A 13,215-nucleotide genomic window follows, 5' to 3' on the forward strand; every position below is an offset into this window, starting at 1 on the left:
ATGTTGCTCGCCGTCTCCCTCTTCGTTTTCACGCTGGTCCTGGTGATCTGGCAGCCGCGCGGGCTCAACGTGGGCTGGAGCGCACTGATCGGCGCGGGCCTCGCGCTCGCCACCGGCGCGGTGCATCTGAGCGACATCGGCGTGGTGTGGCACATCGTGTGGAACGCCACGGCGACCTTCATCGCGATCATCATCACCAGCCTGATCCTCGACGAGGCCGGCTTCTTCGAATGGGCCGCCCTGCACGTGGCGCGCTGGGGCCGCGGCAGCGGCCATCGGCTGTTCGTGCTGATCGTGCTGCTGGGCGCGGCCGTCACGGCCCTGTTCGCCAACGACGGCGCGGCCCTCATCCTCACGCCCATCGTGATGGAGATGCTGCTGGCGCTGGGCTTCGGCCCGGCCGCCACGCTGGCCTTCGTCATGGCCGCGGGCTTCATCGCGGACACCGGCAGCATCCCGTTGATCGTGTCGAACCTCGTGAACATCGTGTCGGCCGACTTCTTCGGCCTGGGCTTCGGCGAGTACGCGGCGGTGATGGTGCCGGTCAACGTCGCCGCGGTGGTCTCGTCGCTGGTGGTGCTGTGGCTGTTCTTCCGCCGCGACATCCCGCGCCGGTTCGACACCGCCAGCCTGCCGGACCCGCGCAGCGCGATCCGCGATCCGGTCACGTTCCGCGCCGGCTGGATCGTGCTGACCCTGCTGCTGGTGGGTTTCTTCGTGCTGGAGCCGCTCGGCATACCGGTGAGCGCGATCGCGGCGGTCGGCGCGGCCGGCCTGCTGCTCGTAGCGGGCCGCCAGCACATCGTGGGCACGCGCCGTATCATGCGCGGCGCGCCCTGGCACATCGTGGTGTTCTCGCTCGGCATGTACCTGGTGGTGTATGGCCTGCACAACGCGGGACTCACCGCCTGGCTCAGCCGCGCGCTGGCCTGGAGCGCGGGCATCGATGCCGACGGCGCCGGCAATGTGTGGGGCGCGGCGCTGGGCACGGGCCTCATCACCGCACTGCTCTCGTCGGTGATGAACAACCTGCCCACCGTGCTGGTGGGCGCGCTGGCCATCGCCGACGTGCACACCACCGACGCGGCGGTGCGCAGCGCAATGATCTACGCCAACGTGATCGGCAGCGACCTGGGGCCGAAGATCACGCCGATCGGCAGCCTCGCCACGCTGCTGTGGCTGCACGTGCTGGCGCGCAAGGGGCTGACGATCTCCTGGGGCTACTACTTCCGGGTCGGCATCGTGCTGACCCTGCCGGTGCTGCTCGCCACGCTGGCGGCGCTGGCCTGGTGGCTGCAACACGGTGTTTAATTACTTTTAATTATTAAAAAATCAAAATCAAATAGTTAACGAAATTAAGGGTTGACCCTAAACTGGCGCCATCACCCTACAGGGCGCCCAGCGAGACGCGAGCGCCCTTTCATCGTTCGGAAAGCGCGCCCATGAGCAACCCCGCCTCCACCCTCTCGTATCCCGCGGCCCTGCCGCCGATCCAGATCAACCGCAAGCCGCTGTGGGTCGCCCTGGCCCTGCTGGCGATCGGCGCCGTCTACCTGACCCAGAGCGTGAGCCTGCGCCAGAGCGCGCTGTGGATCATCGGCGCGCTGCTGGGCGTGGCCCTCTACCACGCCTCGTTCGGCTTCACCCAGGCCTGGCGCGTGTTCGTGGCCGACCGCCGCGGCGCCGGGTTGCGCGCGCAGATGTTCATGCTCGCGCTGGGCGTGCTGCTGTTTTTCCCGGTGCTGTCGCAAGGCAGCCTGTTCGGCCAGCCGGTCAATGGTTTCGTGTCGCCCCCGGGGGTGTCGGTCGTGCTGGGCGCGTTCCTGTTCGGCATCGGCATGCAGCTCGGCGGCGGCTGCGCCTCGGGCACGCTATTCGCGGTGGGCGGCGGCAACACCCGCATGATCGTGACGCTGGTGTTCTTCATCATCGGCTCGGTCATCGCGACGGCCAACTTCGACTGGTGGTCCAACCTGCCGGCGATGGCGCCGACCTCGCTGGTCAAGACCTGGGGCGTGGGCACCGCGCTCGCCGCCAACCTGGCCGTGTTCGCGTTCATCGCCTGGGTCACGACCGTGCTCGAGAAGCGCCGTCACGGCCACCTGATCTCGTTCGCCTCGCGCACCGCCCGCCCCGCCTCGTTCCTGCAGGGCCCGTGGTCGCTGCTGTGGGGCGGCGTCGCGCTGGTGCTGCTCAACTTCGCCACGCTGGCCCTGGCCGGCCGGCCCTGGGGCATCACCTCCGCGTTTGCGCTGTGGGGCGCCAAGGCCTACGACGCGATCGGCGGCGACGTGGCGAGCTGGACCTATTGGGCCAAGCAGGCCGCCTCGTTGAACGCCCCGCTGCGCCAGGACGTGACGACCGTGATGGACATCGGCCTGATGCCGGGCGCCCTCGCGGCCGCCTCGGCCGCCGGCAAGTTCGCGCCCATCTGGAAGGTGCCGGCGCGTTCGCTGGCCGGCGCCGTGATCGGCGGCCTGCTGCTCGGCTATGGCGCGCGCCTGGCCTTCGGCTGCAACATCGGTGCCTACTTCAGCGGCATCCTGTCGGGCAGCCTGCATGCCTGGCTGTGGCTGCCGGCCGCCTTCGTGGGCAGCGCCCTGGGCGTGCGCCTGCGCCCGCTGTTCGGCCTGGCGGTCGAGAAGACGCCGGCCGCCTCCAGCTGCTGAGCACGCTCGGCCCTCGCCTCGAAGCCCGGCCTCGCGCCGGGCTTGTGCATTTGGAAAGCAGAATCCCGCGCGGCGCTCACGCTGGCGTCAGCACGGCTCTGGTATGGTGGATGCCCTCAGCCGCCCCCGGAGAACACAACAAATGCAACAGCTCTTCGGCCGCTACACGGCCTTTGCCCTGATCGTCGTCGCCACCCTCGTCACCTTCGGCCTCGCCGCCGCCGGCGCGTGGGGCTGGCTCTGGTTCGCCGTGCCGCTCGCCGCGCTCAGCGTGCTGGGGGTCTACGACCTGATCCAGACCCGCCACGCGATCCGCCGCAACTACCCGGTGATCGGCAATCTGCGCTTCCTGTTCGAATTCATCCGGCCCGAGATCCGCCAGTACTTTCTCGAGGACGACACCAACGCCGCGCCGTTCTCGCGCGCCCAGCGCTCGATCGTGTACCAGCGCGCCAAGCAGGACATCGACAAGCGGCCGTTCGGCACGCAGGAGGACGTGTACGGCGACCGCTACGAGTGGATCAATCATTCGCTCACGCCGGCCCATATCGAAGACAGCGATTTCCGCGTGATGGTGGGCGGCCCGGACTGTACCCAGCCCTATTCGATGTCGGCCTTCAACGTGTCGGCCATGAGCTTTGGCGCCCTGTCGGCCAATGCGGTGCTGGCGCTCAACGAGGGCGCCCGCAGCGGCAACTTCGCGCACGACACCGGCGAGGGCGGCATCAGCCGCTATCACCGCGAACCGGGCGGCGCGCTGGTCTGGAACATCGGCTCGGGCTACTTCGGCTGCCGCGACGCCTCCGGCCAGTTTTCCGAGGAAGCCTTCGTGCGCAACGCCTGTATGCCGCAGGTGAAGATGATCGAAATCAAGCTGTCGCAGGGCGCCAAGCCCGGCCACGGCGGCATCCTGCCGGCGGGCAAGGTCACGCCGGAGATCGCCGAGGCGCGCGGCGTGCCGGCCTGGCAGGACTGCAACTCGCCGTCGAGCCACAGCGCCTTCGACTCGCCCATCGGCCTGCTGCAGTTCGTGGCGCGACTGCGCAAGCTGTCGGGCGGCAAACCGGTCGGGTTCAAGTTCTGCATGGGCCACCCGTGGGAATGGTTCGCCATCGTGAAGGCCATGCTCGAGACCAACATCACGCCCGACTTCATCGTGGTCGACGGCGCCGAGGGCGGCACCGGCGCCGCGCCGGTGGAGTTCGTGGATCACGTGGGCACGCCCTTGCGCGAGGCCCTGCGGCTGGTGCACAACACCCTGATCGGCGTGAATCTGCGCGACCGCATCCGGATCGGCGCGTCGGGCAAGATCATCACCGCCTTCGACATGGCGCGCGTGATGGCCATGGGCGCCGACTGGTGCAACGCCGCGCGCGGCTTCATGTTTGCCATCGGCTGCATCCAGGCGCAGGCCTGCCATACCGGCAAGTGCCCGACCGGCGTCACCACGCAGGACCCCTTGCGCCAGCGCGCGCTGGTGGTGCCCGACAAGGCGCAGCGCGTGATGCATTTCCACCGCAACACGCTGCATGCGCTGGCCGAACTGCTTGAGGCCGCGGGACTCACGCATCCGAGTCAGTTGCGTCCGCACCATATTGCGCGCCGCATCTCCTCATCGGAAGTGCGCCTGTTGTCGGCGCTGTTCCCCGAGCTCGCGCCGGGCGAGCTGCTGCGCGGCGAGTTCCGCCACAACGTGTTCCTGGTGGGCTGGACCATGGCGCGGGCCGACTCGTTCGCGCCGGCCACCGACATCACCTCGGCGCTGGCCCAGGCCCACGAGCTGGCGCCGGGTCACGCCTGAACCCGGCTCACAGCCAGCGTTCGAACATCCGGCCGAAGAACTCCATGAAGCGGTCGTCCACCGGGCGATCGCGCCATGCCTCGCCGTCGATGCGCACCGAGGCCGCCACGTCCTCGCGGAACAACGCCTCCATCTGCGCGCCGAACTCCGGCCCGAGAATCACGGCGTTGAGCTCGAAGTTCAGCGCGAAGCTGCGCCAGTCCATGTTGCTCGAGCCCACCGTCGACCACACGCCGTCGACCACGGCGGTCTTGGCGTGCAACAACGCGTCGCGCCGCTCGTAGATCTGCACGCCCGCCGTCAGCAGGTCTTCGTAGTGCGACCGGCCGGCATGGAACACCAGCCCGGAATCGCTGAAGCCCGGCAGGATCAGGATCACCTCCACGCCGCGCCGGGCCGCCTGCGCCAGCGCCTCGATGAAGGCGGGGTCGGGCACGAAGTAGGCCATCGTGATGTGGATCGACTTCTGTGCGCTCTCGAACGCGGACATCAGCGTGAGGTAGACCGCGTAGCCGTCCTCGCTGTCGTTGGGATCGTTGGCCAGGATGCGCACCGAGAGATTGCCCTCGCGCTTGACCACGCGCATGAATCGGTCGCCTTCGAGCGGCGGCCCCTTCTGCGACTCCCACCCTTCGAGAATCACCTTCTCGATCTCCGCCACGGCCGGCCCGCGCACCTCGATATGGGTGTCGCGCCACGGCATCTGCGCCGCATCGGGATGGGGGCCATCGGCCGGACCGCTGCCCAGGCCGGATCCGCTGCCGCCCTTGCTGCCCGAGCGCGAGCTCGACGAGTACACGCTGCTCACGTTGATGCCACCCAGGAAACCCACCTGGCCGTCCACCACCAGCAGCTTGCGGTGATTGCGTTGATTGATGGACCACCCGGCGCGCGCGGCAAGCGGGTTGACCGGATTGAACACCACCACCTGCACGCCCGCGTCGCGCATGCGCTTGAACAACGCGTCGGAGGTGCTCAGCGTGCCGACCGCATCGACCATGACGGCCACGCTCGCGCCGCGCTGGCGCGCCGCGATCAGGGCGTCGGCAAAGCGGCGCCCCTGCTCGTCGTCATCGAAGATGTAGGTCTCCATGTGCACGTAGCGCTGCGCTTGCGCGATCGCGCCGAGCATGGCCTTGTAGGTGGCGGGGCCGTCGGCGAGCAGCCGCACGGCATTGCCCTGCACCAGCGGCGCGCCGCTGATGGCTTCCTCGACCGCCACGTGGCGCGCCATGAAGGACGCCTCGTCGGCCTTTTCGCCCGGCTTCTTGCCGATGCCGGCCGCGATGTCGCGGCCGCGCTCGTAGCTATCCCAGCCCGAGTCCGCCGACAGCCCGGCCTGGGCGCGGCGCTCGCGCAATGCCTCCGGCCCCGGGACGCTCGCGCATCCTGCGGCCAGGGCGACCACGGCCCACACACACACACGCGCCAACTGACGCAGCGCTCCTGCGCGCTTGCGGCCGCCCGAAGGCGCCGCGACAGGCCGATTGCTCATTCAGGGTTGCCATTGGGTACGATGCGCCCCGGCGGGCTTGGGTCCATTGCCCGACATGCGTCGGGCGGGTTCGCGTTCGGCCCAACGGCCGGCGCGCCAGCGTCCACGTTCACGCTGAATATGTTGGCCACCGGCGTCTCGCAACAGCGTCACGGCGCTGTATTCGAGACCGGGCTCGATCTGCACGGCGAGCAGCACCACGCGCTCGACCTGCGGCTCGCCTTCCTCTTCGAGCAGCACGGGTACGCGCCGCACACCGCGCAGCACCCATACCGTGCCGGCGAGCGCGCCGAGATAGGCGCCCAGCGCCGCCCCCGTGACGAGGGCGATGCTGCCCGGGTCTTCGAGCGTCAGCATGGCGAGCGCGCCGAGGATCGCGCCGAAGGTGGCGAGCGCAGCCGCGCTCGCCACCGCGCCATAACGCGCGGCGGGCGTGCTCAGATCGGGGCCCGACTGGGCGTGCTGACGCGACGCCTTCGGGGGGTCTTCATAGAGAATGCTGATCGCATCTTCGCGAAATCCATCGGCCAACAGTGCGTGTGCTGCGCTGCGTGCCGAGGGGACGCTGTCAAACCGTGCGACGACTATTGCGGTCATGGTTCGCCTCCTGGCTCGTACACAAGGCTGTCGCTTGTACGACTGCATTCTGGGCCCGTCACTTTTTGCTGTCCTGAGGTTTGGCAACCAGCCGTAAAGCAGTATTTCTGCCCGGGCCCTGCCTCCCCGTGCCCGGGGCGCAGGCGGTTGCAGCAGGCAATGCGGGCCACCCCCGCTTTCATTGCCGCCACGGGAGATTGCCGCATGTAAAAGAAATTTGCTGTGGGGCGCCCACGCCTTGACACCCGCGGGGCGGCGGCACGCACAATAGCCCTTCACTCGCGCATCCCGACGCCATTCTCAGGGGAACACCACATGGCCCACCCGCAGAAGAAGCTAGCCGCCGAAGTTCCGGCCGACAACAACGACGCGGCCGCGGCCGCAGTGCGTCAGGCGCTGGCGGACGGCCTGCTGGCCCCGCACGCGCAGATCGAACCGAAGTTCCTGTACGACACGCTGGGCTCCAGCCTCTTCACCGCGATCACCCAGCTGCCGGAGTACTACCCCACGCGTTGCGAGGCGGAAATCTTCGCCCGCCATGCCGCCGACATCGCGGCGCACACCGGCTCGGTACAAACCCTGATCGATCTGGGCGCGGGCGACTGTGTGAAGGCCGAGCGCCTGTTCCCCACGCTCAAACCGCGCCGTTACATTCCGGTGGATATTTCGGCCGACTATCTGCAGCAGGCCGTCGACCGCCTGCGTCGCACCTGGCCCGACATCCAGATCACGGCACTCGGCCTGGACTTCTCGCAGGGCCTGCGGCTGCCGCCGGTGGTGCCACCGGCGCAACGGCTGTTCTTCTACCCGGGCTCGAGCATCGGCAATCTGGACCCCGATGCCGCGCTGGCGATGCTGGTGCGGATCCGCAACCAGAGCCCGGAGGGCGGCCTGCTCGTCGGCATCGACCGCATCAAGCCGCGCGAAGTCCTGGAGCCCGCCTATGACGACGCCCTGCACCTGACCGCCGCATTCAACCTGAACATGCTGCGCCACGTGAATCAGCTGGTGGGCACCGACTTCGACGTGCAGGACTGGGCGCATCATGCCTTCTACAACGAACAAGACTGCCGCATCGAGATGCACCTGCGCGCCCGCTGCGGCGTGGTCGTGTCCTGGCCCGGCGGCACCCGCGAATTCGTTGCGGGCGAAACCATCCACACCGAGAACTCGCACAAGTACTCCGTGGAAGGCTTCACCGACCTGCTCGAGCGCGCTGGCTTCCGCGACATCCGCCACTGGTCCGATGCGCGCGACTGGTTCAGCGTCTTCAGCGCGAGGACCTGATCATGATGGCCCGCCGCAAGTTCAACACCGACGACGCGCAGGCCGACGCGGCCTGCGCCCTCACCCATCCGCCGCTCGCGCGCAAGACGCCGGTCACGCTGGCGGAGCGCTATGAAGACGTGCGCGCCACCACGCGCCGCCTGGCCGCGCCGCTGTCGGCCGAAGACTGCCAGGCGCAGTCGATGCCCGACTGCAGCCCCACCAAATGGCACCTGGCGCACACCACCTGGTTTTTCGAGACCTTCGTGCTGGCGCGCTTCCATCCCGCGCATCGGCCCGTCGATCCGCAATACCGGGTGCTGTTCAACTCCTACTACCACGGCGTGGGCGAGCGTCATCCGCGCCCGCAGCGCGGCCTGCTCACGCGCCCCACGCTCGACGAGGTGCTGCACTACCGCGAGCGTGTCGACGCGTCGATGCAGGTCCTGCTGCGGCGCCTGGCCGACGATCCCGAGGGCGCGGACGCGCGCGCCCTGATCGAGCTGGGCCTGCACCACGAGCAACAGCACCAGGAACTGATCCTGACCGACATCAAGCACCTGCTGTCGTGCAACCCGATCGCGCCGGCCTACGCCGAGGCGCCCGCGCCGGGCCTGCCGCCCGGCACGCCGGCGGGCTGGACCCGCTACGAAGGCGGCATCGTCCGCATCGGCCATGCGGGCAGCGGCTTCGCGTTCGACAACGAGAGCCCGGCGCACGACGTGCTGCTCACCCCCTTCTACCTGTCCAACCGGCTGGTGACGCAGGCGGAATACCTGGCGTTCATGCTCGACGGCGGCTATCGCCGGCCCGAGCTGTGGCTGTCGCTGGGCTGGGACCAGGTCTGCGCCCAGAGCTGGCGTGCGCCGATGTATTGGCAGGGCCAGAAAGACGAATGGCAGGTCTTCACGCTGCACGGCCTGCAGCCGCTCGACCTGCAGGCGCCCGTGGTGCACGTGAGCTACTTCGAGGCCGACGCCTACGCGCGCTGGGCGCGCGTGCGCCTGCCGCGCGAGGCCGAATGGGAACACGCCACGCGCTCGCGCCAGGGCGTGGTGCCGGGCGCCGACGCCCATGCCAACCTGCTCGACACCGGCCGGCTCGGCCCCTGCCCCGCCCCGCGTCCGAACGCGGCCGGCGGCCCCGTGCAGCTCTACGGCGATGCCTGGGAATGGACCTCCACCAGCTACGACGCCTACCCCGGCTTCACGGCGCCCGCCGGCGCCGTGGGCGAGTACAACGGCAAGTTCATGTGCAACCAGTACGTGCTGCGCGGCGGCTCCTGCGCCACGCCGGCCAGCCACATCCGCGCCAGCTACCGCAACTTCTTCCCCGCCGACGCGCGCTGGCAATTCTCGGGCATCCGCTTGGCGCGCGACATTTGAACGCCGGGCGCGGGTCCGGGCTGCGCGCGGCAGGCGCGAGGACGACGTCCCACGGCCCTCGCGCCGGACGCTGTGACAGGCTCGGGCGCACCCGTCGCGGGGTGTCAGAAAAAAGCGTGCGGGGTGTTGCACGACCAAAAATGTTTGTGCTATAGTTTCGTTCTTCGCTGATCACGCAACGCAACAGCCGCGCGAGACACGAGATGGCGCATTAGCTCAGCCGGTTAGAGCGACGGAATCATAATCCGCAGGTCCCCTGTTCGAATCAGGGATGCGCCACCAGGAATACCAAGGCCCGCAAGCAATTGCGGGCCTTTTGTTTTGCTCCGCAATTCCTTGTGCGCTCCGCAATTATTCAGATGGCCGGCGGTATACTGGATGCACAAACAGTACTGCGCCATGCGCAAAATCTGCACCGTCACCCTCACCCACCACCTTGGAAAGAAGCTCGCGCGCGCCAGCTGGCCCGCGCCGATCCCGGCCGAAGTGCGCCTGATCGCCATAAAACAACCAAGCCCTGGCCAGGATGGAGAACCGGCTCACCCTCGACCGGCTGCAGAAGTTCGGCGCGGTGGAAAAGTCGGCCGTCCCCACCCTGCTGGAACCTAGGCTGATCTACATCGATCACCGCGACATCATATTCATCGGGTCTGAGGAGACCATGCACCAACGCTGCTATCACCGGTGGTGGTTAGAATGGCCGATCGCCGCCGCGTTTACCGAGGAAAACCGTGGAGCCTGATCAAACCCGTATTGATTCCCGAGAGCATGCCGAACTAGTCGCCACAGATTGGGCACATCGTGAGGGACGGGACGGCGAACGTGCTCGGATCTACGCAAGAGACTGGCTAGTCAGCACGGATGCCGCAAATAGAACCGCTCTGCATTTACGATGGATGCTCGCGAGTTTTAATAAGTTTCGTGCAGAACAAGAGGCGGAACTCGACGCTCCTATTCGTCTTCTAGCGGACTTGTCTTTCGCCTGGGAACTTGAACTAGTAAAACATCTCGTGCTTCTGAATGCTGCCGGCCTCGCCGGCGTGACAGCCTTGATTGCAGGGCGTAACGGCTCCGATTACACGTTGCAAGCGGCAGCTGCACTCTTTCTTCTGGGTTGCGGTCTCGCCGTCCTGAACCTGCACTTCAATAGTCAAGGTCTACACAGAAGACATCAGGCGATGAAATCTCGTCGAAAAATGTTCTCGGCCGCGAACACATGGCACGACGTGAATGATGTTGCCGGAGCAAAAGAAAACACTCGGGCTGACCGTCTGCACAACCTTGCGATTCTCTTGGGTTGGATTTCAGCAATCTTCGCGTTCGTTGCGATATCACTTGTCATCTACGGTGTGATGAAGACTCAGACTTGACTTTCGCTCGTCTATCGCTTTCTTCAGTCCGCGCACATAGCCCTGTAGGCCGTTCACTTGGTCGGCCCACCCTGCATCATCGCGGCCCAGTCGCTCATATTCCGCGACACACGCCCTGATAACTCCAATCCAATCGGGGCAGGCGCCATCAGATCCGCCGCCAGCGCCGGCAGGCACTGCACGCTGGCCGGCAAGTTGCCCCGCAGCCCGAAATCTGAACCCGCTGAGCAGCGACAGTTTTTTCAGCGCTTTGGCATGCAAGGACGGCGCCGCGGCAGTTGGCCTCAGCACGATTTCGTTCCTCCTGCATTGCGCGCTCGACGCGTGCCTGTCGCTCGAGCGAGGCTGCGCGCTCAGTGGCGACGCCGGCGTCATGCTGCCGCGCACCGTGCAGTTGCCGGTCAATGCGCCATCCACCCAGGGCAAGCGCCAGCACGGCGGCGCCGATCAGGTACGGCCAAGCCGAGCACGGAATCATTGAAGCCCCGAGAGGTAGAGGCGCCGCTCGTCGCGGCGGCGGTTGAGCAGGCCCTGCACGAACACCTTCTGCCGGCCCGACCCAGTCACGTAGGACCACAACGCCGAGCCGTCCTGCGCATTGGCCCGGGCATTGCAGCCGTCGGCCGAGCGCCCAGCGGTGGAGAGGCGTACCGCGCGGCTCGCGCAGGTGCTGGGCACCCCGATTGTGGGCGTGGCTGCTGAGCGCGTCAAAGGTCGGCCAACTGATTGCGACGTTGATGCACTGTGCCAGCTTCAGCTGCCGGGGTTCGCGGCGCACCAGCTGATCGCCAGCGCGCCCATGAGAATCGACTTGCCGCCTCCGGCCGCGCCACCGTACGAGATCTCGGTACCGAGGCTCTTCGGGGTCTCGCCTTGGCGCGGATGCAGGTTGATATCCAGCGCGGTAACTTTTGCGCGCCCACCGTGACGTTGATGACGGCCGGCGTCGCGGCGCTGGGCAGTTGGCCGCCTTTCGTTGTGTGGTCGACCTTGTCTACCAGCATGCTGGCGAGGCGCATGATCAGCGTGGTGGCCGTGGCCCGGTCAGCGCTGCGCACCTTGAGCCCGTCCTTGGTCTGCTCGATTCCCTCGAAGACGGCGCGCGCCCCGCCGACAGCTTGCGGGTGTCCTTAATGAAGGTCTCACCCGCGCCCTCGCCGAAACATTCCGGGCACTCCGGGTGCGGGTCCTTGAGCTTGTGATACCCGGTCCCGCCCTGCTGGTCCAGCCGCCCTGGCTTGAGAAGCCTCCGGTTAGCCTTGCTCGTGGCCACGGCAGCGCGGTCGCGGCCTGGTCGCGTTCCATTCCGCCGGCCGTGCGCTGGTAACGATGGCCCTCGCCGTAGCAGTAGCGGCAGCGGATACGTCGGAACTGCGTGAGCTCGTTGCTGTCGGTGTGAGCGGCGGCGAGCAGGCCGCGCAGGAGGGCGTCCTGGTCCACCTCAACGCGCTCTAGGCGCCTGGCCTGCGCCGCAGCGATCGCGTCCGCAATGTCGGGCTTGCCAGAAGCTCGCAGCCGATCTGCTTGGCGGACTTCGAGCTGTAGCCGGCGCGGATGCACGCGGCCGATGCGTTCCTGTCAATCAGGTACTCGTCGACAAAGCGCTTGGCCTTGTCCGTCAGCGTCTTGCGCGCCATGCGGGCACTCTCCCTAAAACAACTCGAATTGCCGTCCTTCGCTGGCCGTCTTGAGCAGGCGCGGCAAGAGCTCGACGGTGCCGCGGTCAGCGCCGGCACCCTTGCTGTCGGTGTATCGGACGACGCAGCGCTCGTGCGTGTCGTGCTCGGAGTGGGCACCCTGGTGCGCGACGACCACACCCTGCCGACCGCTGGGCGTGATGACGCGGGCGAGGATCGGGAAGTCTTCGACGTCGCGCAGGCGGCCCATGACCGCGTCCCCGCCGGTTCGGTTACATTTCTGTGTGCATACAGGGGATGTGAGGGACAAACGATGATTGAGAAGCTGCGCGCAAGTTGGATCGGCCTGGCTAAGTGGTACGTCGCTGAGGCACCGTGGATTGCCGCCATCCTCTTCATCACTACGCTGGTGTTCGTAGCTGGCGCGATGAGCGTTGGATGGAAGGGCTGGATCGACTTCGTTTCTAAGGACGCGGTCCATGGCTGGGCCGCTGCAATCGCCACCGGGACGGCGGCCCTTATCGCTCTGGGCATTGCCCTGCAAACACAAAAGGAGAAGGCGCGAGAGGCGAAGCGGCTCGGAGAAGTGCTCGCCGCTCGCCACCGAGACTTGCTTGAAGTCGTTGTTCATGAGATGGAACTTCAACTGAAGTCTTTCGCCGGCAAATCGTTTTCTGAGAACGACTTGGCCACAGACTATCGGCCCACAATTGAGCAGGACTTAATATCGACAAGGAAGAAGTTGGAGTCGTGTGACGTAGCGGCGCTCTTACCATATAGCGAATCCTTGGCGGCGATGATTGTCGCCACCGCAGGACAGCTGCACTTGGCGCATTCTTTTGCCCGCGAGCCCGGGAACGTCGCCGCTGTCGCAGGGATTCTCGAGGAGAGCGTTGAGCGAATCCTCACGGCGCATTCCTGCACCGCCCCGGCCTTTGACCGTTTGGTGCGAACTCACCTTCGCATTATGAAACAGGAAGGTCTAGGCGATTAAG

General features: G+C 66.9%; 12 protein-coding genes, 1 tRNA gene and 1 pseudogene. 9 read left to right on the forward strand and 5 right to left on the reverse strand.

Annotated features, from left to right (window positions below):
* The 3 genes from CEG14_RS17955 to CEG14_RS17965 all read left to right on the forward strand — a co-directional run bounded on the left by CEG14_RS17955 (position 1) and on the right by CEG14_RS17965 (position 4,470).
* Entirely contained in the window at positions 1-1,311 is a 1,311-nt protein-coding gene (locus tag CEG14_RS17955) for an arsenic transporter (protein WP_094827779.1), read from the forward strand.
* A gap of 131 nt (positions 1,312-1,442) precedes the next feature.
* Positions 1,443-2,669, forward strand: coding sequence for a YeeE/YedE family protein (locus CEG14_RS17960; RefSeq protein WP_094827780.1), 1,227 nt, complete (start codon positions 1,443-1,445; stop codon positions 2,667-2,669).
* A 142-nt stretch (positions 2,670-2,811) separates the two neighbouring features.
* A complete protein-coding gene (locus tag CEG14_RS17965) occupies positions 2,812-4,470 on the forward strand; it encodes an FMN-binding glutamate synthase family protein (RefSeq protein WP_094827781.1) in 1,659 nt (552 codons plus the stop codon).
* Between the two features lie 7 nt (positions 4,471-4,477).
* On the opposite strand, the gene CEG14_RS17970 is transcribed toward CEG14_RS17965, so the two are convergent.
* Both CEG14_RS17970 and CEG14_RS17975 read right to left on the reverse strand, forming a co-directional pair.
* The gene (locus CEG14_RS17970) at positions 4,478-5,965 is read right to left on the reverse strand and encodes a phospholipase D-like domain-containing protein (protein ID WP_094827782.1); all 1,488 of its coding nucleotides are present in this window, start codon (positions 5,963-5,965) and stop codon (positions 4,478-4,480) included.
* Positions 5,966-6,562 carry a hypothetical protein gene (locus CEG14_RS17975; protein ID WP_143277237.1) on the reverse strand — a complete coding sequence of 199 codons (597 nt, stop codon included), beginning with the start codon at positions 6,560-6,562 and terminating at the stop codon, positions 5,966-5,968.
* A 315-nt stretch (positions 6,563-6,877) separates the two neighbouring features.
* On the opposite strand from CEG14_RS17975, the gene egtD reads away from it, so the two are divergent.
* From egtD to CEG14_RS26065, 5 genes are all read left to right on the forward strand, one after another.
* The gene (gene egtD / locus CEG14_RS17980; RefSeq protein WP_094827784.1) at positions 6,878-7,849 is read left to right on the forward strand and encodes an L-histidine N(alpha)-methyltransferase; all 972 of its coding nucleotides are present in this window, start codon (positions 6,878-6,880) and stop codon (positions 7,847-7,849) included.
* Between the two features lie 2 nt (positions 7,850-7,851).
* Positions 7,852-9,213 carry an ergothioneine biosynthesis protein EgtB gene (gene egtB, locus CEG14_RS17985; protein ID WP_373454208.1) on the forward strand — a complete coding sequence of 454 codons (1,362 nt, stop codon included), beginning with the start codon at positions 7,852-7,854 and terminating at the stop codon, positions 9,211-9,213.
* Between the two features lie 205 nt (positions 9,214-9,418).
* Positions 9,419-9,495, forward strand: a tRNA-Met gene (locus CEG14_RS17990).
* A 244-nt stretch (positions 9,496-9,739) separates the two neighbouring features.
* Complete coding sequence (locus tag CEG14_RS17995; protein ID WP_094827785.1) at positions 9,740-9,955, forward strand: hypothetical protein; 216 nt, start codon at positions 9,740-9,742, stop codon at positions 9,953-9,955.
* A complete protein-coding gene (locus CEG14_RS26065) occupies positions 9,945-10,583 on the forward strand; it encodes a hypothetical protein (RefSeq protein WP_143277238.1) in 639 nt (212 codons plus the stop codon). The genes CEG14_RS17995 and CEG14_RS26065 overlap by 11 nt, the downstream gene beginning before the upstream one ends.
* Positions 10,584-11,057: 474 nt before the next feature.
* On the opposite strand, the pseudogene CEG14_RS18005 reads toward CEG14_RS26065, so the two are convergent.
* The 3 genes and pseudogenes from CEG14_RS18005 to CEG14_RS26400 form a co-directional block, all read right to left on the reverse strand.
* Positions 11,058-11,343: pseudogene (locus CEG14_RS18005) on the reverse strand (glycoside hydrolase family protein); the annotation flags it as partial.
* A gap of 691 nt (positions 11,344-12,034) precedes the next feature.
* On the reverse strand, positions 12,035-12,220 hold the full coding sequence (locus CEG14_RS26500; protein ID WP_218831343.1) for a terminase small subunit: 186 nt from the start codon (positions 12,218-12,220) through the stop codon (positions 12,035-12,037).
* A 13-nt stretch (positions 12,221-12,233) separates the two neighbouring features.
* On the reverse strand, positions 12,234-12,470 hold the full coding sequence (locus CEG14_RS26400) for a hypothetical protein (RefSeq protein WP_094827786.1): 237 nt from the start codon (positions 12,468-12,470) through the stop codon (positions 12,234-12,236).
* A gap of 63 nt (positions 12,471-12,533) precedes the next feature.
* On the opposite strand from CEG14_RS26400, the gene CEG14_RS18020 reads away from it, so the two are divergent.
* Positions 12,534-13,214 carry a hypothetical protein gene (locus CEG14_RS18020; RefSeq protein WP_094827787.1) on the forward strand — a complete coding sequence of 227 codons (681 nt, stop codon included), beginning with the start codon at positions 12,534-12,536 and terminating at the stop codon, positions 13,212-13,214.
* Position 13,215: the final 1 nt, after the last annotated feature.

Origin of the sequence: Bordetella genomosp. 1 (genome assembly GCF_002261335.1) — a bacterium.
Classification (GTDB): Bacteria; Pseudomonadota; Gammaproteobacteria; order Burkholderiales; family Burkholderiaceae_B; genus Bordetella.